The organism is Arthrobacter silvisoli (genome assembly GCF_003369445.1).
Lineage (GTDB): Bacteria > Actinomycetota > Actinomycetes > Actinomycetales > Micrococcaceae > Arthrobacter > Arthrobacter silvisoli.
Genome location: NZ_QRCU01000025.1, coordinates 1 through 20783, shown reverse-complemented (window position 1 = coordinate 20783; position 20783 = coordinate 1). Strand labels below are relative to the sequence as shown.

14 protein-coding genes are annotated in these 20783 nt (G+C 64.7%); 11 read left to right on the top strand and 3 right to left on the bottom strand.

Annotated elements, in window-relative coordinates:
- Positions 1 to 17: 17 nt before the first annotated feature.
- The 6 genes from mtrB to secA all read left to right on the top strand — a co-directional run bounded on the left by mtrB (position 18) and on the right by secA (position 9708).
- Positions 18 to 1820 carry an MtrAB system histidine kinase MtrB gene (mtrB, locus tag DWV11_RS05480; protein ID WP_115787879.1) on the top strand — a complete coding sequence of 601 codons (1803 nt, stop codon included), beginning with the start codon at positions 18 to 20 and terminating at the stop codon, positions 1818 to 1820.
- On the top strand, positions 1813 to 3531 hold the full coding sequence (locus DWV11_RS05475) for an LpqB family beta-propeller domain-containing protein (RefSeq protein ID WP_115787878.1): 1719 nt from the start codon (positions 1813 to 1815) through the stop codon (positions 3529 to 3531). The genes mtrB and DWV11_RS05475 overlap by 8 nt, the downstream gene beginning before the upstream one ends.
- Before the next feature lie 62 nt (positions 3532 to 3593).
- The gene (locus tag DWV11_RS05470; RefSeq protein ID WP_245953452.1) at positions 3594 to 4640 is read left to right on the top strand and encodes a ComF family protein; all 1047 of its coding nucleotides are present in this window, start codon (positions 3594 to 3596) and stop codon (positions 4638 to 4640) included.
- 142 nt (positions 4641 to 4782) lie between these two features.
- The gene (hpf, locus tag DWV11_RS05465) at positions 4783 to 5508 is read left to right on the top strand and encodes a ribosome hibernation-promoting factor, HPF/YfiA family (protein ID WP_115787877.1); all 726 of its coding nucleotides are present in this window, start codon (positions 4783 to 4785) and stop codon (positions 5506 to 5508) included.
- Between the two features lie 32 nt (positions 5509 to 5540).
- On the top strand, positions 5541 to 6779 hold the full coding sequence (locus tag DWV11_RS05460; RefSeq protein WP_115787876.1) for a winged helix-turn-helix domain-containing protein: 1239 nt from the start codon (positions 5541 to 5543) through the stop codon (positions 6777 to 6779).
- Between the two features lie 181 nt (positions 6780 to 6960).
- A complete protein-coding gene (secA, locus tag DWV11_RS05455) occupies positions 6961 to 9708 on the top strand; it encodes a preprotein translocase subunit SecA (RefSeq protein WP_115787875.1) in 2748 nt (915 codons plus the stop codon).
- A 143-nt stretch (positions 9709 to 9851) separates the two neighbouring features.
- On the opposite strand, the gene DWV11_RS05450 is transcribed toward secA, so the two are convergent.
- Positions 9852 to 10283: an Rv3235 family protein gene (locus DWV11_RS05450; protein WP_245953451.1), complete on the bottom strand. Its 432-nt coding sequence runs from the start codon at positions 10281 to 10283 to the stop codon at positions 9852 to 9854.
- A gap of 160 nt (positions 10284 to 10443) precedes the next feature.
- A complete protein-coding gene (locus tag DWV11_RS05445; RefSeq protein ID WP_115787874.1) occupies positions 10444 to 11274 on the bottom strand; it encodes a LysM peptidoglycan-binding domain-containing protein in 831 nt (276 codons plus the stop codon).
- Between the two features lie 143 nt (positions 11275 to 11417).
- Between DWV11_RS05445 and DWV11_RS05440 the strand changes: the two genes are divergently transcribed.
- Complete coding sequence (locus DWV11_RS05440) at positions 11418 to 11987, top strand: hypothetical protein (protein WP_115787873.1); 570 nt, start codon at positions 11418 to 11420, stop codon at positions 11985 to 11987.
- Between the two features lie 10 nt (positions 11988 to 11997).
- Here the strand turns inward: DWV11_RS05440 and DWV11_RS05435 are convergent, their stop codons facing one another.
- Positions 11998 to 12219 (bottom strand): helix-turn-helix domain-containing protein, encoded by a 222-nt coding sequence (locus DWV11_RS05435; protein WP_115787872.1) that lies wholly within the window; start codon positions 12217 to 12219, stop codon positions 11998 to 12000.
- Positions 12220 to 12372: 153 nt separating this feature from the next.
- On the opposite strand from DWV11_RS05435, the gene DWV11_RS05430 reads away from it, so the two are divergent.
- From DWV11_RS05430 to DWV11_RS05415, 4 genes are read left to right on the top strand one after another with little or no spacing between them, the layout of a single operon-like run.
- Positions 12373 to 13017, top strand: a complete 645-nt coding sequence (locus DWV11_RS05430; protein WP_115787963.1) for an SAF domain-containing protein — start codon at positions 12373 to 12375, stop codon at positions 13015 to 13017.
- Positions 13014 to 14330, top strand: coding sequence for a CpaE/TadZ family protein (locus DWV11_RS05425; RefSeq protein WP_115787964.1), 1317 nt, complete (start codon positions 13014 to 13016; stop codon positions 14328 to 14330). Before DWV11_RS05430 ends, DWV11_RS05425 begins: the two co-directional genes overlap by 4 nt.
- Positions 14331 to 14387: 57 nt before the next feature.
- A complete protein-coding gene (locus DWV11_RS05420) occupies positions 14388 to 19238 on the top strand; it encodes an NAD-glutamate dehydrogenase (protein ID WP_115787871.1) in 4851 nt (1616 codons plus the stop codon).
- 30 nt (positions 19239 to 19268) lie between these two features.
- Positions 19269 to 20738 carry a sensor histidine kinase gene (locus DWV11_RS05415; protein WP_115787870.1) on the top strand — a complete coding sequence of 490 codons (1470 nt, stop codon included), beginning with the start codon at positions 19269 to 19271 and terminating at the stop codon, positions 20736 to 20738.
- Positions 20739 to 20783 lie beyond the last annotated feature (45 nt).

Sequence of the window (20783 nt, the reverse complement as noted above, 5' to 3'; positions counted from 1 at the left end):
TCACCGTACGGCGCCTCATGCTGCTGGGCCGGATCCGGACCCGCCGCGCCCTGATCCTCGGGCTGCGGATAACCCGCCTGGTGGTCACGGCCTTGCGGCATCTCCGGCCGGGGCTGCGCTATCTCTGGAAGTCCCTGCTCCGGCGCTGGCGGCGCTCCCTCGAACTCAGGACGGTCATGATGACCATCCTGCTCTCGGTGATTTCCTTCGCGGTTGTTGGTGCATATTTGTCCAGCCAGATCGCGAACAACCTGTTCCAGGAGCGGCTGACCCAGGCGGAATCGGAAAGCCGCTACTACGTCAAGCAGGTGCAGGACACCTTCGACGGTGCCCAGGTCAACGACCAGTCCAGCGTCATAACACTCGTGTACGACACCCTTAACGCGGTGGAAGGCAACGGCTCGGTTATCCAGCGCAGGTACGTCTTCGAGGCGCTCCCCGAACAGAACAAGCCGCGCAACCGCTGGGTGGAATCGCGCGCCTCCGACCAGCTGACCGTGCGGGTTATCCCGCCGGAACTGCGCAAGGCCGTGCAGGAGTCGGGCAAGGAGCAGTACTGGGCTTCCACCGAATTCCCGGTGGGAAACCAGGACCACCCGGGCATCGCCGTCGGGAACAAGGTCACCTTCAACGGCACGGTCTACGAGCTGTACCTGCTCTATGACCTCGAAAACGCCCAGCAAACCCTTGACCAGATCCAGAACGTGCTCTGGGCAGGCGGCGCGGCGCTCATCATCATGATCGGCGGCATCGCCTGGTACGTCACGCGGAACGTTGTCAGCCCGGTGAGCCATGCCGCCGTCGTCTCCGAAAAACTGGCCGCAGGGCAGCTTCAGGAACGCATGGTCGTCAAGGGCGAGGATGAGGTGGCCCGCCTCGGCGCGTCCTTCAACCACATGGCGGCCAGCCTCCAGGAGCAGATCACCCAGCTCGCCACGCTCTCCCAGATGCAGCAGCGCTTCGTCTCCGACGTTTCGCACGAACTCCGCACGCCGCTCACCACCGTCCGGATGGCGGCCGAGGTCCTGTTCGACGCCCGGGACAGTTTCGACCCCATCAACCGGCGCTCTGCCGAACTGCTCTACAACCAGGTGGAACGGTTCCAGTCCCTGCTTTCAGACCTGTTGGAGATCTCGCGTTTCGACGCCGGTGCCGCCGTGCTGGAAGCCGAACCGCAGGACATTTTCCAGCTCATCGGACAGGTCATCGAGGGCGCGGCTCCGGTAGCTGCCGAATACGGTTCCGAGGTCAGGCTGAGCTCCCGTAGCAAGAGCATCATCGTTGAAATGGACTCCCGCCGGATCGACCGCATTCTGCGGAACCTGCTGTTGAATGCCTTGGAGCACGGGGAAGGGAAACCGGTGCACGTGACTGTGGCCGCAAACCATGAAGCCGTGGCCGTGTCGGTACGGGACCATGGAATCGGCATGACACCTGCAGAGGCAGCCCGGGTGTTCGACCGCTTCTGGCGGGCTGATCCCGCGCGCGCCCGGACCACCGGAGGCAGCGGCCTGGGCTTGTCCATTGCGGCCGAAGACACCAAGCTCCACAACGGCTGGCTGCAGGCCTGGGGGCAAAAGGGCGCGGGGTCGAATTTCCGGCTCACCCTGCCGCTGAAGAAGGGCGGAACCATCGTCAAATCGCCGCTCCACCTCGAACCGCATGATCTCAGGCTCCCCGGCACCGCCCCGGACCAAAAGGTGCTGGTGGTAGACACGCAGGAGGGACTGCGGCGTCTTGCCGAAGCGCAGCCGTCCGACCGGTCCCTCCGGAAAGACGACGACGGCGCGCGCGGCGCGGGGGAGGCCGGGAATGCGTAAGGGACTCCGCCGCTTCCCGGTGCTGTTGCTCGCCGCCTTCGCGGTGGTTGCGCTCGTGCTCAGTTCCTGCGCCCAGATTCCGCGCTCGGGGCCGGTCGGAAAGAGCAAGGAGGAAAGCGCCGGAAACCTCAACGTGCCTGATTTCTTCCCGCCGCCGCCGCAGCCCGGGGCCGGTCCGGACACCGTCATCGAAGACTTCTACGGTGCCGGCAGTGGGTACGCGGACGACTATGCGGTCGCACGGCAGTACCTCACTCAGTCCCTCTCGGTGAGTTGGAAGTCCGACAAGCGGACGCTCGTGTACCGCAAGGCGCAGGTGGTCCGCACCGGCGTCGAGAACGAATTCCGCTATGAACTGGACCTCGCTTACGCCGTTGACGCCGACGGCGTCGCCACGCATTACCCGGAAGGCACCCTGGAGAGCATCCCGGTGACCGTCGAGCAGGTCGACGGCGAATGGCGGATCTCGCAGGTGCCGGACGGCACGGCCATCCCCGAACAGACCTTCCGCGTGATCTACGGCGCGTATCCGATCTACTTCTACGACCTTGGATTCAACTACGCGGTGCCCGATTATAGGTGGTTCATCAAGAAGAAGACGGTCAAGGCCATGACGAGCGCACTGCTTGCCGGGCCGGCACCGTACCTGCGCGGTGCCGTCGTCAGCGCCTTCCCCTCGGGCATCCGCCTTGTCCGCGAGTCCGTGCCCGTGGTTTCCGGAGCGGCCCAGGTGGACCTGTCCGCGAAGGAACTGGTGGAAGCCTCCGCGGAGGACCGGCAACGCATGCAGAACCAGCTCCTGCTGACCTTCCGCACGCAGCCGGACGTGATCAGCGTCCAACTCCGCGCCGACCAAGACCTTGTCCGGGTTGAAGATACGGGTGCCGTCCTTCCGCCGGTTCTGGAGAAGAGCGTGCCTTCGCGCCAGATTGTGGTGAGCAACGGTGAACTCGCCCGCTACGAAAACAACCGGCTCGCACCGTTGCCGGACATGCAGCCCGTTGCTGGACTAGGGCCGCAGGAGCCTGCTGAATCGCCGGTGTCGAAGGCCGTGGCATTCCTCAATGGCTCCGGCACGACGCTGTACTCGATGCTGCCGGGCCAGGACCCACGGCCCCTGACCACGCGCAGCACGTTGACCCGGCCGTCCTTCAGCCTGCAGGACTGGGTCTGGACTGCGGGCCCGGGGGCAAACGGCGGTACGCAGGTGGTGGCTTTCAAGCCCTCGGCGGCCGTCAAGGGCGGAACCGTTCCTGCCGTGTCGCTCACGCCGCGGTGGCTCACCGGACGCTCGGTCAAGGAGTTCCGTGTATCGCGGGAGGGCACCCGGGCCCTGGTCATCTCGGAGCTGCGCGGCAGGACATCCGTCCAGGTCACGGGCATCGTCCGCAACCCGGACGGCTCGCCCCGGGGCCTGACCACGCCGGTCACGCTTGAAACGAGCAACGGGGTGGACCAGGGAGTCTGGGTCAATTCCGCAACTGTCGTCGTGATGAGGGGTTCGGCTTCCGGCAACGTCGCCCCCGAACTGGTTCCGCTGACCACCGGTCTGCCGCAGCAACTTCCGGCCTGGCCCGGGCTGACCGGCTTGAGCGCAGGCAACGGCGGGGACGAAATCTACGGCCAGTCCGCGGCAGGCCTGTTCCAGCGGGTGGGGAACGGCTGGGAACTCCAGCTCAAAGGGCCGGTCGACCCCGCCTTCCCCGGATAGCTTTTCCACATAGGCGGGCCCGCATCTGGCCCTGCTGTCCCACCCAGCCGGAGGCTGGGTGCATGGACAAACCCACGTCAGGCCCGCCATCCATGGTGGCGGGCGACATGAAGCACGACGCCGGCGTGCCTGGTGTGCGGGACCCTGACCTTATCGCCGTACCCGACCATGCGGCCCGTCACCGGGGCGCCCACGTGCGGCCGCTGTTGCGCCTGCTCGAGGCCCTTGCCTTGGCCGGGGCTGAGCTGCTGGCCCTTGTCGCGCCGGTGGAGTGTGTCTGCTGTGGGCGCGAGGACACCGAAGTCTGCGGTGCCTGTGCCCGCCGGATCCGCAAGCTGTGTTCCCGTCCGTTCCGGGCCGAGTCCCAGGCACCGGCGTTGCTCAGCGTGGAGGGCGCGGTGCTGGTCCCGGTGGTTGCGGCGGGGCCTTACCGGGAAGAACTTGCCCAGGCCCTGCTGTCCTTCAAGAAGTACGGCCAACGCAGCCTCGCCCTGTTGCTGGGGCGGATGCTGGAACGCGGCTTGTGCGCTGCCGCGGGGGAGAGCTCAAGCGTTTGCCTGGTACCCGTGCCGAGCAGTGCCGCTGCCTTCCGCCGTCGGGGGTTCAGCCCGGTCCACTTGCTGCTCCGGCAGGCCCGGCGCCGGGACGAAAGGGAATGGGTGCTCTGCGACGTACTGCGTAAGCGGCGCGGCCTTCCCTCTGTGGCTGTTTCCCTTCAGGGGGCGGGCAGCGGCGGTCCGCTGGCGGAGCTTCTGGCTGCGGGCGCCGGCGTGGTGGGCCGCGGGCGTGCCGATCGCCCGGGAAGCACCGGGCAAAAGGGACTGGACAGGGGTGGCCGGGCGCGCCGCGTCAGGGGCTCGATGGCCGTGCGCGGGCCGATGAAGAACGCGGTCTTCGGCAGGCCCTGCATCATCGTGGACGATGTCCTGACGACGGGAGCCACCCTTGCCGAGGCCGCCAGGGCAGTCGAAGCCGCTGGCGGACTCGTGCGCGGCGCCGTCGTCCTTGCGGCAACACGCGCTCCGGGCAGGCAGGGCTACGGTGGGGAGAAAGAAACTGACCGTCACGATGACTCAAAACAAATTAAAAGCTCCGAAGGGGTGAATTAGCGGTATCGATGAACTAACGTCGGAGATGGGTACCAAGAACAGATGTACCTGTCGATAGCGGCTCGGAAAGGGGCTCGACTGTCCGTCAGAAAAGCCCCCAAAAGTGCCGTTGTCGTGTCACCTGAGTTATTTGGAGGGCACCATGGAGTTCATGATCAGCGGCCGGAATCTGACCGTTTCGGATCGCTTCCGCGAATACGCGGGCGAGAAGATTTCCAAGATTGAATCGCTCGGGGACAAGGTCCAGCGGGTCGACGCCAAGGTTTCCAAGGAAAGCAATCCGCGTCAGAACCCGGGCCAGCTCACGGTGGAAGTGACAGTCATGGGCAGGGGTCCAGTCATCCGGGCAGAAGCCAGTGCCGCTGACAAATTCGCAGCTTTCGACCTCGCATACAGCAAGCTGCTCGAACGACTGCGCAGGGCCAAGGACAGGAAGAAGGTCCACCATGGTCGGCACACACCAAAGGCGGTGCGTGAAGCCACGGCTAGCCTCGAACCCGTCAGCACTAAGGAGCCCATCTACGCTGCGGCAAGCAACACCCAGGAACCGGCCGCCCCGGGGGCAGAAGCTTCGCCGTACGATATCGACAATGACATCCCGGCCGGCGACTCTCCGGTGTTGATCCGTCGGAAAGTCTTCCCCGCGGCATCCCTGACCATCGATGATGCCGTGGACAACATGGAACTCGTCGGTCACAATTTCTACCTTTTCGTGGACAAGGAGACCAACACTCCGTCAGTGGTCTACCGCCGTCGTGGCTGGACCTATGGAGTCATCACCCTGGATTCGAACTGCGAGCCCGGAAATGAAGCGGTGGAGGAGAAGATCCACGCCTACCGCTCCGATGACCATGCAGCTACCGCCTAGGCTGCCCCGTCTCCGATGACGAAAGGACTGGCATGGTCGCTTCGCTGAGCCTCCAACAGGCACGGCGGATCGCATTGGCAGCCCAAGGCTTGGACAAGGTCCGGCCCACCGGTCCCGTAACAACACGGGCGGTGGGCCGGACCTTTGCCCGCCTGCAGCTGGTGCAGATCGATTCAGTCAACGTTCTCTCCCGCAGCCACTACTTGCCCTTCTTTTCCCGGCTCGGGGACTACGACCGCAAGATCCTTGACTCGCTCTCGGCACGGAGCCCACGCCGGATGATGGAGTACTGGGCGCACGAGGCAAGCTTCATCCGACCCGACCATTTCGCGGACCTGCTCCTGTGGCAGCGGCGCAACTGGGTTGGCGCAGGGCATCTCGACCGCGGCTTGCGCGAGGACATGGCGGCGCGGATCCTGCAAGCACTGGCTGCCGGACGGCCGATGACCGCGGCCCAGCTCACCGCACGGCTGGACCACCAGGAGGACCGCCGGAATGAGCAATGGGGCTGGAACTGGAACCTCGTCAAGCAGGTTTTGGAGCACTTGTTCGAAGAGGGCCTGGTCAGCGCGGCATCCCGCACCGAACAATTCGAACGCCGCTACACCCTGACGTCCAGGGTTCTTCCGGCCGCAGTGCAGCTCCCGGACGCCAACCACAGGAACGCCGATGACGACGGCGCCAGCCGGGAAGCTGCCATGGAGCGCCTGATCGACGCCGCAGCGCAGGCGCACGGAATCGGGACGGTCAGGTGCTTCGCCGATTACTTCAGGACCCCGGTCAAGGCAGCAACCCTGGCGGTCGGCAAGCTCGTGGAGCAGGGCCGCCTGGAACCTGTGACGGTGCGCGGCTGGAACCGGGAGCTCTACCGCCACGCCGAAGCACGAAACCCCCGGAACGCGGCTGGGCGGGCGCTCCTGAGTCCCTTTGACTCGCTCGTCTTCGAACGGCGGCGGCTGCACGAACTCTTCGGGTTCCACTACCGCATCGAGATCTACACTCCGGCAGAGAAACGGAAATTCGGTTACTACGTCCTGCCCTTCCTCCTGCGCGACAGCATCGTGGCCAGGGTGGACCTGAAGGCCGATCGCACCGGCCGTTTGCTGCTTGTCCGTTCCGCCCACGCGGAAGCCGAAGCCCCGGCAGACACCGCTGGCGAGCTTGCCGCCGAACTGCGGCTCATGGCCCGCTGGTTGGAACTGGACGACGTCGTCGTGTCCCCTGAAGGTGACCTCGCCGCCCGCCTGGCAGACACACTGCGCCGGTCCTAGGGGAGCGTCGCGCTGGCCGTCGGGGAGGTGGCGCGGGCCAGGCTCCCGCGTGGGGCGTCCGCGACGGGGCGTTCCCCGGCTCCGCGCTCCGCTCTCAGGGGAACAACACACTGTGGTGCTGTACGCTCCCGTAGACTAAAAACGCCAGAATTCGGCAGCTTGAGACTGGGAGCAACTTCACGTGGCATCACTTATCGAAAAACTTCTCCGCACGGGTGACAAGAAGACCCTGAAACAGCTGCGGAGCTATGCCGATTCCATCAATGCCCTTGAAGAATCCTTCAAGACGTTCACCGACGCAGAGCTCCGTGAAGAGACGGACGTGCTGCGTGCCCGCTACCAGGACGGCGAACAGTTGGACGCCCTGCTTCCCGAAGCCTTCGCGGCAGTGCGTGAAGCGTCCTCCCGCACGCTGGGCATGCGGCACTTCGATGTCCAGCTGATGGGCGGTGCAGCCCTCCACCTGGGCAACATCGCGGAAATGAAGACCGGTGAAGGCAAGACCCTCGTGGCCACAGCTCCGGCCTATCTCAATGCCCTCACCGGCAAGGGCGTGCACGTCGTCACAGTCAACGACTACCTCGCCGAATACCAGTCAGAACTCATGGGCCGTGTCTACCGCTTCCTCGGCCTGAGCAGCGGCTGCATCCTGTCCAACCAGGACCCCGCCGTGCGCCGTGAACAGTACGCCGCGGACATCACCTACGGTACGAACAACGAATTCGGCTTCGACTACCTGCGCGACAACATGGCGTGGGACAAGTCCGAACTGGTCCAGCGCGGCCACCACTTCGCCATCGTTGACGAAGTCGACTCGATCCTCATCGACGAAGCCAGGACCCCGCTCATCATTTCCGGCCCCGCCCAGGGCGACACCAACCGGTGGTACAGCGAATTCGCCAAGGTGGTGCAGCGCCTGAAAGCGGACACCGACTACGAGGTTGATGAAAAGAAGCGTACCGTCGGTGTGCTCGAGGCCGGCATCGAAAAGGTCGAGGACTACCTGGGGATTCAGAACCTCTACGAATCGGCCAACACCCCCCTCATTGGGTTCCTTAATAACGCCATCAAGGCCAAGGAACTGTTCAAGCGGGACAAGGACTACGTCATCCTCGACGGCGAGGTGCTCATCGTCGACGAACACACCGGCCGTATCCTGGCCGGTCGCCGCTACAACGAGGGCATGCACCAGGCGATCGAGGCGAAGGAAAACGTCGAGATCAAGGCCGAAAACCAGACGCTCGCTACGGTCACCCTGCAGAACTACTTCCGCATGTACGAGAAGCTTTCGGGCATGACAGGCACGGCCGAGACCGAGGCCGCCGAATTCATGAGCACTTACAAGCTTGGCGTGGTTCCCATCCCGACCAACCGCCCCATGCAGCGGCTCGACCAGTCGGACCTTGTTTACAAGAACGAGATCGTGAAGTTCGAGGCCGTGGTCAAAGACATCGCCGAGCGCCACGAGAACGGCCAGCCGGTCCTCGTCGGTACAACCAGCGTGGAAAAGAGCGAATACCTTTCCCGCCTGCTGGCCAAGGAAGGCATCCGGCACGAAGTCCTTAACGCCAAGAACCATGCCCGTGAGGCAGCCATCGTCGCCCAGGCCGGCCGCAAGGGTGCGGTGACGGTTGCCACCAACATGGCAGGCCGCGGTACAGACATCATGCTGGGCGGCAACGCCGAGTTCACCGCGATCGCGGAACTGGCCAAGCGCGGCCTGGACCCGGAGGAGAACTCCGAAGAATACGAGGCTGCCTGGCCGGAGGCCCTGGAATCAGCGAAGCGGGCAGTCAAGGATGAGCACCTCGAGGTCCTGGAACTCGGCGGCCTGTACGTCCTCGGCACCGAACGCCATGAGTCCCGTCGGATCGACAACCAGCTCCGTGGCCGTTCCGGCCGCCAGGGCGACCCGGGGGAGTCCCGCTTCTACCTCTCGCTGACGGACGACCTGATGCGGCTCTTCAACTCCGGCGCGGCCGAACGGCTGATGAACAGCTCGGTGCCGGACGACGTCGCTCTTGAGTCCAAGCTGGTGTCGCGGGCGATCGCTTCCGCCCAGGGCCAGGTCGAAGGCCGCAACGCCGAGCAGCGCAAGAACGTCCTGAAGTACGACGACGTCCTGAACCGCCAGCGCGAAGCGATCTACGGCGACCGCCGTCGGATCCTTGAGGGCGATGACCTTCACGAGAAGGTCCAGTTCTTCCTCGAAGACACCATCAACGCCTTTATCGACGCTGCCACGGCCGAAGGCAGCGGCGACGACTGGGACTACAACCAGCTGTGGACCAACCTGAAGACCCTGTACCCGGTGACCGTTTCCGCGCAGGACATCATCGAAGAAGCCGGTGGCAAGTCCAGGGTGACCGTGGACTTCCTGAAGAACGAGATCCTCTCGGACGCACAGCTCGTCTACAAAGCCCGTGAAGAAGCCATCGGTCCTGACAGCATGCGCGAGCTGGAGCGCCGGGTGGTCCTGTCGGTGCTCGGACGCAAGTGGCAGGAACACCTTTATGAGATGGACTATCTCAAGGAAGGCATCGGCCTGCGTGCCATGGCCCAGCGCGATCCGCTCGTCGAGTACCAGCGCGAAGGCTTCGCTCTCTTCCAGAGCATGATGGAGGCCATCCGGGAAGAAAGCGTCGGGTTCCTGTACAATCTCGAAGTCGAAGTCACCCCCGCCGAAGACGTGGTGGTCGCCGACGACAGCGCGGAAGGGGTCCACACCGAGCACCACGATCCGCAGATCCGGGCGGCTGGCCTGCAGGCGCCCGAGCGCCCGGCCCAATTGCAGTACACCGCCCCCGGTGAAGACGGCGCGAGCCAGACCCGGGTTGAGGGACGGTCCGGCGGCGGCCGGTCCGGCAACCCCGCCAAGGCTGCAGCCGAGGACAAGGCAAAGAAGACGTCGCGCAAGAAGCGCCGCTGATCCTTGCTCCAGCGGGATAGTGCCGCAGGATACATCTAAGGACCGGAACGTTTGTTCCGGTCCTTAGATGTATGCTGCCGTTCTCATCCAGGGCCTTCCTTGTGAGCAGCGAATCCTTGTGGATGTCGACGCGCCGGGCCGGCCTATCCGATCTGGAGGGCCGTCACCTTCCATGCGCCATTGTTCAGTTCAAGGCGCATGGCCACGGCGCGGGACCGCAGTTCCTCATTCACCACCATCGAAGCCTCGTACACGGTTTCGGAGACCGCGCAGCCGTGCACCGAGCGGACCTGGGGATTGCGGTGGTGCCGGGACTGGCCGTTGCCGCTCCGCAGGGCGTGCGCCCGGGTGAGCGCCGCACGGTGCTGAAGCGACGTCAGGGACTTCGGGTCCAGGGAGCGTGAAAGCTGCTGGACAGGCCGGGTGCCCGCAAGGACCTCGATGGCAGCCTGGGCGATACGCCGCGCGTGCATTTTGACCTCCTGTTCCGCGCTGGACGGTCCGTTGAGGCCGACCCCTGCAGGACTGACGCGGGTGACTGCGGGAACGGGGCCAATTGCGGTTACTGCGCTCATGATATGGGTCCTGACTTGTCGGATTGGGTGGTATCCCGGGCTTCGGGGCCCGCTTGGTTCTTCTGTGGTCCTCAGTTCTTTGGGGTCCTCAGTTCTTTGGCGGTGCTCAGTTCTTTGGTGATGCTCAGTTCTTTGGCGGCGCTCAGTTCTTTGGCGGCGCTCAGTTCTTTGGCGGTGCCTGGAGGATCCTGCCTGGAAGGATGACCCCGGGGTCATCTCCAATGGCCTCCTTGTTGGCCGTGTACCACTTGGGCCAATGACGGGCGATCTCCACGTCGCTGGCCGTGGGTCCGAGGTCCCTGGCAGCGATCGACCACAGTGAATCGCCGTTCAAGACCACGACTTCTTTCGCGGAGGCACCGCCGGTCTGCTGGGCGGCGCGGTTGACTCTTGTTCCCAGGGGCCCGGGTTCGACCACGGGAGGCCGGGGCTGCCACTGGGGTTGGACGATGTCGACGGCGGTGCCCGCATCGGGCGTCGTGGTTCGCACCTGAACTACCGCAGGGGCACGCTCGGTGGCATGCTTCCCTGATGCAGTGGCATCCGTCGTGTTGTAAAGGGGGGCCCAGGCCGCGGAAATACTGGTGGAGCCGCCGGAAGGAGTCCAAGTGGCCTCGACCAGGTTCGGTGATGCCTGCGCGAGGGGTGCTCCGAGCAGGTTCAGTCCAAGCGCGGCCAAGGCGAGCCGCCGCATGAACACCGGGCTGAACCGTCCAGCAGCCTTCGCGCCTCGGGCACGGCCGGTCTTCTGGCATATTGCGGAGGCAAAGGCCAACAGCAGCGAGGACAGCCACCAAGCGACAATCAACAACCCCGCGCCCGCCGCGGCAAAGCCGATGATGTCATCGAACATGAGCCCTTGATTGTGCGTCGAAGCGGTCCGCCAGCGTTCGAGGAGGACATGGCCGAGGCCCAGCAGCAGCAGTCCCAGGAACAGGATGACCACGGCCATCGCCGCGTCGTGCCGGAGGGGCCTTTCTGTCTCGTTCACGGAGTCTCCTCGTATTTGATGCAGTTTGATGTCATTTGCTATGCTTTGAGTAATTTTGAGCATGTCTATCTGGTTTTGTCCAGTCATTGCAAGAACATCGGCAGATAATTGACCCGGCTGTGGTGCCCGCCTACGCTGGCGGAATGCGATGGGACGCTCTCTTTGACGATATGGAGGCGCAACTCGCTGCCGAACAAAGGCTGGCGCTTGAGTCCGAGATCGCTGAGCGCGCCCGTGCGGAGATGGCGGGCATCTCCCTGATTGACCGCCTGCGGGGTGTGCTGGGCGGTGAGCTTTCCGTCCTGCTTTCCTCGGGTATGCGCATCTCAGGCGTTCTGGCACATGTCGGCAGCGAATGGATCGTCTTGAACGAGGCGCCACAGCAGTGGTTGGTGCCGTATGCGGCTGTTGTCAGCTATCAAGGGGCAGGGCGCCGAGTGCTTCAGGATGCCGGCGTGCGGGCGCGGCTGGGTTTAGCGAGCGCCTTGAGGGGGTTGGCCAGGGACCGGGCGGAAGTCACCGTTCACCTGACGATGGGCATGCTCCAGGAACGGGCGCTGTTCGGGGTGATCGACCGCGTGGGGAAGGACCACTTCGACGTGGCGACCACGGCGGCCGGGGAAGCCAGGCGGCACAGGAATGTCAGCTCTGTCGTCACGGTGCCTTTTGGCGCACTGGCCGCTTTGCGTTCCTTGCGCGGCCAGGAGATCTAGCCGGTTTCCCTTAGGCGTTCGACGATTTCGCTTTGGCCTCTTCGATCATGCGGCTGGCTTCCGCGTAGCGTTCCTGGATGTACTGCTCCAACATGGTCTCTTCGACCCGCCACTGGCCCCGGCCGCCGACCTGGATGGCCTTCAGTTCGCCGCTCCGGACCAGGGCATAGGCCTGAGGAGAGTTGATCTGCAACTGTTCGGCGACGTCTGCCAAGGTAAGGAATCGGGGCATGACACTATTTTGCCACTTCCTGGCCTGTTTGATCCGGTTATCCACAATTTGGTGGGCTTTGGATGTCTTGACTTTGGCAGATGCGAAACAGCAGTCAGAATGAAGGCGGCTTCCGGCCCGGCGGCCGCTCGAAAGACCAGGGGGATCATGATCATGAGTGCGAACACGGCGGCCGCGGCAGCGCGGCTCAGGAAACCTTCTTGGAAGGATCCGAGGCTCCTGGTCGGCATTCTGCTCGTGCTTGCTTCTGTTGCCGGTGTTGTTTCCCTGGTGGGAGCCGCGGACCGGACCGTCCAGGTTTACGTCGCACGTGAGGGCATCGCCGTTGGTCAGAAGGTGAGCAAGGATGACCTCTCGATCGCCAAAGTCAGGCTCGATGACGTAGAGGCGGGCTATGTCACTGTCGAATCCGGCGTGCCCGAGGGAAAAGTGGCGATCCAGCGTATTGCCAGGAACCAGTTGCTGCCCAAGGAGAGCCTGGGTGATGCCGATGCCCTGGACCGGAAGCCCGTAGCCGTCACCGTCGAAGACTCGCTCCCGGCGCAGGCTGTTCCCGGCTCCCGGGTGGACGTCTGGGTGTCCCTGCCGGATGCCCGGAACGGCTTCGCCGAACCCCGCTTGCTCCTCCCCGGCGCGGAAATCGCTCAGGTCACCGAGGGGTCATCTGCACTGGGCGCCTCCAGGCAGACTGTGGTGCTGGTCCTTGTCGCAGATGAACAGATGCCGGGATTGCTTGGCGCCCAGGCGAACAAGGCAAAGGTTGCTGTGGTGTGGAACCCGTCGGGGACGACGAAATGAGCATCCCGGTCGTCACCGTCGGACAGTCCCAGGAAGATCTCGTCGGTGGGCTCGAAAGACTTCACGGTCCCGTGACCGTGGTGCGTCGCTGTGACGAACTGACCGAGGTCCTGGCCGCCTGCCAGAGCGGCCTGGCGCGGGCGGCCGTTGTCGCGGAAGGCAGTGAGGATCTCACAGCCTCCCTCGTGGACAGGTTGTCGGCAGTGGGCGTCGCCGTCGTCGGGCTCGTTGCAGACCCCCGGGAAACGGCGCGGCTGCGCGCCATCGGAGTGCTCACCGCGCTTCCTGACGTCGATGCGGCGGGTCTTGCCTCAAAGATTTCCGACGCGGTCCATCAATTGACGGGACGCGGACCGAGGCCCTCGGAACGGCGGGACTCGGGCCTTGCCGATCCGGCCGCCGGGCTGCGACCTGCTGCCCCTGCGGTCACGGAAGAGGCGCCTGCGCCAAGCGGCACGGGCGAGATCATCGCCGTCTGGGGGCCGGCGGGAGCTCCCGGCCGGACACTGCTTGCGGTGAACATCGCGGCCGAGCTCGCAGCCGAAGGCAAGGTCGTCCTGCTTATCGACGCCGACAGCTACGGCGCCAGCGTGGCCGCAACCCTGGGCTTGCTCGACGAATCGGCAGGCCTTGCCCAGGCATGCCGGCTCGCCGACCAGGGGCTCCTGGACGCGGACTCCCTGAAGAGAGTCGCAGCCGCCGTCTTCACCAAGTCCGGCGAGTTCCGGGTCCTGACGGGAATAACGAGGGCAGACCGCTGGACGGAACTCCGTGCTGCCGCCCTTTCGACGGTGTTTGAACAGGCGCGGAAGGTCGCCGACGTAGTCGTGGTGGACGTCGGATTCTGCCTTGAAGCGGATGAAGAACTGAGCTTCGACACCATGGCGCCGCGGCGGAATGCCGCCACCTTGCGAAGCTTGGAAGTCGCGGACACTGTGCTCGCCGTGGGGTCGGCGGATGCAATCGGGATTCCCCGGCTTGTACGTGGCCTCGCCGAACTCGAGGACGCCGTTCCCCAGTCCACCCCACGGATCATTCTCAACAAGGTCAGGGCCTCTGCGGCCGGCCGTTCCCCGGAACGCCAGCTCCGTGAGGCCTGGCAGCGCTATGCTCCCGGAGACGGGATCGAGGCCTTCCTCCCCTGGGACCCTGAAGGCTGCGATGCGGCACTGCTGTCAGGCTCGGTTCTCTTCGAAGTGGCGCCGGATTCTCCATTGCGTCACGCGATCGCCGGCTTGGTTTGTGCGCCTGTCCAGGGAAATTCAAGATCCTCTGTACGCTCTTCCAGAGCAAGGCGTCTGCTTAAGCGTTAGGCTCGCCATGTGGGCTGCAAAGACGCAGCAAAAAAGATGTGATGGAGGCGTGTGTCGATGTCGTCAGGATCCAGTGTGGAGGATCGTTCCGCAACGGGCGTAGACCGTGAAGGTTTTCTCGGGGACTACTACGAACATCTGGCGGAGGAGGACGCGCGCGGATATTCCGCCGAGCGGCTGAATGCCAGGGCCATTGCCCACCGTGAGGTTGCCAAGAAGCGCAATCCCGGTAGTGCCAATATCCAGATTGCCAACGAGGCCGACCGCAGCATCGTCTACATCGTCACCGACGACATGCCCTTCCTCGTGGACTCCGTTAACGCAGAACTCGTGCGCCAGAACTGCGCCATCCGCCTGGTGATGCACCCCCTGTTCGTTGTCTCCCGCGATGCCGACGGCGAACTCGCCGGTGTGGCCCGGGTGCCGGCCAACGTCGGAATCTCCAGCGGTGACACAGCTGCGCTTCCTGACATTTCCCGGCTGTTCGCAGAGGGACTGAACGCTTCGCACATGGAGTCCTGGATCGCCGTCGAGGTCGACCGCGTTCCGGACACCGCGCAGCAGGAGCTCCTCGATGGAATCCGGCGGGTCCTGAGGGACGTCCGGGTCGCCGTCGAAGACTGGCCGAAAATGCGCAGCAAGGCACTCGAGCTTGCTTCCTCCCTGGACAAGGTGACGCACCCCGAGGAAATCGCCGAACTGCGGCAGGCCCAGGATCTGCTGCGCTGGCTGGACAACGGAAACTTCACCTTCCTTGGCTACCGCGAATACGGACTGATCACCGAAAACGGCGAGGACGTCCTGGAACTGCGCGATGAGAGCGGCCTGGGGCTCCTTCGTGCCGGCGACCACCCCCACCAGATCCAGCACCTGACCGACGCCGGCCGCCGCAAGGCGCGCGAAAAGCGTGCCCTCGTGATCACCAAGGCGAACTCCCGTTCCACCGTCCACCGTCCTGCGTACCTCGACTACATCGGAGTCAAGAGCTTCGACGCCGCCGGCAACGTGAACGGTGAACGCCGTTTCATCGGCCTCTTCGCAACGAGCGCCTATACGGGTTCCGTGCGCAACATCCCGATCGTGCGGGAGAAGGTCGACGCTGTGCTGAGCTCCGCCGGCTTCCCGCGGGACTCCCACTCCGGCAAGGACCTGTTGGGCATCCTCGAGACCTACCCGAGGGACGAACTGTTCCAGATTGAGGTCGAGGACCTCGCGGAAACAGCCCTTGGCATCCTGCGCCTCCAGGAACGCCGCCGCACCAAGCTGTTCCTCCGCCCGGATATCTACGGACGTTTCATGTCTGCGGTGGTGTACCTCCCGCGTGACCGCTACACCACGAACGTCCGCCTGCGGATCGAGCAGGAGCTCCGGGAAACCTTCGCGGCCGAAAGCATCGACTACGAAGCCCGCATCACCGAGTCCGCCCTCGCACGCGTGTTCTTCCGGATCCGCCTGCCGCGCGAGGCCGAACTCGGCGAAGTGGATGCTGATGCACTCGAAAAGCGGCTTGTCCTGGCTTCGCGTTCCTGGGGCGAGGGCATTGCCGAAGTTGTCCGGGAGCGCTGGAGCGGCGAGGAAGCTGACCGCCGTTCCGCGGTCTGGGCCGAAGCTTTCCCCCCGAGCTACCGCGTGGACTACGAAGTCGAAGACGCGCTGGAAGACATTGCCCGCTTCGAGGAGTACGGCGCCGCTACTGGACTTCGCGAGGCACCCGCCCAGGCAATGCCGGGAGTCCATGTCTACCTGCCTAAGGGGGCAGGGGAGGTTCTCGAGGAAGACGCCCGCGTCAAGCTCTACCTGCTCGAACCCAAGAGCCTCAGCCAGATCCTGCCGTACTTCCACAACCTCGGACTCGAAGTCCTCGATGAGCGGCCTTTCGAGATCGAAACCGCCGATCACCGCGACTTCTTCCTCTACGACCTCGGGCTCAAGTACCCGTCCGGCGTGGACCCCCTCGCCACCGGGAAGCTCCTCGCGGAGTCCTTTGCTGCTGCGGTGACCGCCGCCGTGGAGTCCGACAGCTTCGACCGCCTCGTTCTGCGCGAAGGAATGCCGTGGCGCCAGGTGGTCATGCTCCGTGCCTACGCCAAGTACATGCGCCAGATGGGTAACACGAACTCCTTCGAGTTCATCGCCGACACGCTGCTTTCGAATCCCGAAGTTGCCCACGGCCTCCTGGAACTCTTCGCTGCCCGCTTCGATCCCGCCGTTGAAGAAAACACCCGCGATGCCCGCCAGGAGAGCGCACGGGCCCGCCTGGCTGAGGCCATTGACCAAGTGGCGACCCTCGACGCCGACCGCGTCCTGCGCACGTTCGTGAACCTGATTGAGTCCACGCTCCGGACGAACTTCTTCCAAGAGAAGGCGCACGTCAGCTTTAAACTCGATCCGACGCAGATCGACGGACTGCCGTTCCCGCGCCCGATGTTCGAAATCTGGGTCTACTCACCGCGCGTCGAAGGCGTGCACCTGCGCTTCGGCAAGGTCGCCCGCGGTGGCCTGCGCTGGTCCGACCGGCGCGAGGACTTCCGCACCGAGATCCTCGGACTCGTCAAGGCCCAGACCGTCAAGAACGCGGTGATCGTTCCGACCGGCGCCAAGGGTGGCTTCTACGCCAAGCAGCTGCCTGACCCGGCCGTCGACCGCGCCGCCTGGATGGCGGAAGGTGTCGAGTGCTACAAGACCTTCATCCGGGGCCTGCTCGACCTCACCGACAACCTCGTCACCGACGCCGATGGCGAGACGATCGTGCCGCCGTCGAACGTTGTCCGCCAGGACGGCGACGATTCCTACCTGGTGGTCGCCGCCGACAAGGGAACGGCGACGTTCTCTGACATCGCGAACGGCCTGGCGATGGAGTACGGATTCTGGCTCGGCGATGCGTTCGCCTCGGGCGGATCCGTCGGATACGACCACAAGGCCATGGGCATCACCGCCCGCGGCGCGTGGGAATCGGTCAAGCGCCACTTCAGCGAGCTGGACCTCGACACACAGAACGAAGAGTTCACCGTGGTGGGCGTCGGCGACATGTCCGGCGACGTCTTCGGCAACGGAATGCTGCTTTCGCGGCATATCCGGCTGATCGCCGCTTTCGACCACCGGCACATTTTCCTGGACCCCACCCCGGACGCAGCGTCTTCCTTCGCCGAGCGCCAGCGGCTCTTCGAACTCCCGCGCTCTTCGTGGGACGACTACGACCGCTCCCTCATCAGCGAGGGCGGCGGAGTGTTCCCGCGCCAGGCCAAGGTGATTCCTGTATCGGGGCAAGTACGTTCAGCCTTGGGCCTGCCGGAAGGAACCGTCCAGCTGAGCCCGCCGGAACTGCTTCGGGCGATTCTGCTCGCTCCCGCCGACCTGCTCTACAACGGCGGCATCGGGACCTACGTCAAGGCCAGCAGCGAAACCAACGCACAGGTCGGCGACAAGGCCAACGACGCCATCCGCGTCGATGGCCGTGAGCTCCGTGTCAAGGTGGTCGGTGAGGGCGGCAACCTTGGCCTCACCCAGCGTGGACGCATCGAGGCCGCGTTGCAGGGCATCATCCTGAACACAGACGCCATCGACAATTCCGCGGGTGTGGACTGCTCGGACCACGAAGTGAACATCAAGATCTTTGTGGATCGCATGGTCAAGGCCGGAAAGCTCGATTCCGCCGAGCGCGCGGCCTTCCTCGCTGACATGACCGACGAGGTCGGCAGGCTCGTCCTGGAAGACAACATCGACCAGAACATCCTGCTGCTCAACGACCGCACCCGCGTGGCCGATTGGAGCCCGAGTTACGAACGCTTGATGGACTGGCTCGAACAGCACGCCGACCTCAAACGCGACCTGGAGGCACTGCCCACCACCGCAAGCCTGCGCGAACGCCTTGAACAGGGCCAGGGCCTGACGTCGCCGGAACTGTCCGTGCTGGCGGCCTACGCCAAGATCGAACTGGCATCCGCGCTAGGGCGGTCGGACCTGGCCGACGATCCCTGGTTCCAGCGGACCATCCGCGAGTACTTCCCGCAGCAGCTGCGCGAACGCTTCGACGCCGAACTGGACTCGCACCCGCTGCGCCGCGAGATCATTGCGACCGTGGTGGCCAACGACATGATCAACCTCGGCGGCATCACCTTCGCCTTCCGGACCATGGAAGAGACCTCAGCCAACGAGGTGGCGGTTGCCAAGGCCTTCGTCGCGCTGCGCGAGGTCTACGAACTCGATTCGATGGTGGCAGAGCTCAACGCGCTGCCGGCTTCCTTCCCGACCGAGCACTGGAGCGCCGTCCATCTGGACATCCGGCGCCTGCTTGACCGGGCCGTGCGCTGGCTGCTGACCCAGGGCATGGCCAGCAAGCCGATTGACGACATCGTGGCCTCCTTCAAGCCGATGCTGGACCCGATGCGCTCCCGGGTGCTCGAGTACCTGCGCGGAGACGACAAGGAACGCGTGCGCGGCTGGCTTGAGCGCGGCCTCCAGTGGAACCTCCCCGAAGACCTGGCCCACCGCTGGTCCGAGCTCTTCGAGAGCTTCGTGCTGTTGGACATTGCCCGGATTGCGGAGAGCCGCTCGAGCCGGGTGGAGGACGTCAGCAACGTCTACTACACGGTGTTCAACCGCTTCCACGTCGACTCCCTGCTCGAGCGCATCAGTGCGCTTCCCCGGGATGACCGCTGGCAGGCCCTCGCCCGCGCTGCGCTGCGCGACGATCTGTACTCGACAGTCGCGGACATCACGACGTCGGTGCTTGAGTCGAGCGAGAACGATGCCGTGGCTGAAGATCGCCTGAAGGCCTGGGAACGGCTCAATGCCGAACAGCTCGGCCGTGCGAAGAGCATGTTCGACGAGGTCAACGCGCTCGAGGCCGACGACATGGCGTCTCTGTCGGTAGCATTGAGGCTCTTGAGGTCAATCGTCCGGCGCTAGGGAAAACCCTGCGCTGCAAATGGAGGTGCAGTGGCAATCTTTACAGACCCCATCAGGGAGCATGCTGATTTCGGGCCTGGAGATGCCGAATGGCTGCACCTCCTGGTCGGCGACTGGCAGATGGTCGCCGACCTGGCGTTCGCGGACCTTGCGCTGTGGTTCCCGCATCCGGAGTTCGGATACATTGCCCTGGCGCATGTCCGGCCGTCGACGAGCCACACGGTCTTTCACGCCGACTTCGTGGGGGAGGGGATCCGCTCAGATCTTCGCCCCCTGGTCGACAAGGCCTGGAACAGCCGCTCGATCGAACGCTCCAGCGAAACCAGCTGGAGCAGCGAGATGGCACTGCGTGTGGAAGCCGTGCCAATGGTGCGCAACGGCAGAACCCTGGCTGTGGTCACCTCCCACATGGACCTCTCGAGTTCCAGGATGCCCTCGCGCCTGGAGCTGACGTACCGCCAGTGTGCATACGACCTGCTCAGGATGGGCACCCTCGGGCTCTGGCCCGACTTCGCCTCCCCGACAGGTTCCCGCCGCGGCGCCCCGCGCGTGGGTGACGGGTTGATCAGGCTCGACGCCGACGGCATCGTCCAGTACGCGAGTCCCAACGGCGTCTCCGCCTTCCGCCGCCTCGGCGAGGTGGAGACATTGGAGGGACGCTCGCTCGCCGAAGTGACCGCGGGCTTGCTCAAGGACCGGCGGATGGTCGATGAGACGCTCCCGCTCGTGGTTACCGGCCGGATGCCGTGGCGCAGCGAGATCGAGTCGCGCGGCGTCAGCCTGTCCCTGAGGGCGATCCCGCTCCGTGACGAGCACCAGCGCTTTGGCGCGCTGGTGCTCTGCCGGGACGTGTCCGAGCTCCGCCGCCGCGAACTGGAACTGGTGACGAAGGACGCCACCATCCGGGAGATCCACCACCGGGTGAAGAACAACCTGCAGACCGTGGCTGCCCTGCTGCGCATGCAATCCCGCCGGATGGTCAGTGATGAAGCCAAGCAGGGCCTCGAACAGGCAATGCGGCGGGTGGCCACCATTGCCCTCGTCCATGAAACCCTGTCCCAAGGACTCACGCAGAGCGTCGACTTCGACGAGCTGATTGGCCGCCAGTTCCGCCTGTCAGCGGAGGTGGCATCGCCGTCGCAATATGTCAGGACCGAGCGTTCCGGATTGTTCGGCGAGCTTCCGAGCGATTTCGCCACACCCTTGGCGCTCGTGATCAATGAGCTCGTCACCAATGCCGTGGAACACGGACTCGAGGGCCGGGCGGGCACCGTGTGGCTGATCGCCGACCGGTCCACCGGGGTCCAAGGCGACGAAATGCTGACGGTGACGATTTCGGACGATGGCGTGGGCCTCCCCGAGGGGTCCTATTCCGAGGGGTTGGGCTTGCAGATCGTCCGCACCCTGGTGACCAGCGAACTGGCCGGCAGCATCCAGTGGTTCCCGCGCGACGGGGGAGGAACCTCCGTTGAGATCGTGCTGAGCCTGCGTCCCAGCTGAGGGACGGGAATGACGTGGGGCGGCCCGGACCATTTGGTCCGGGCC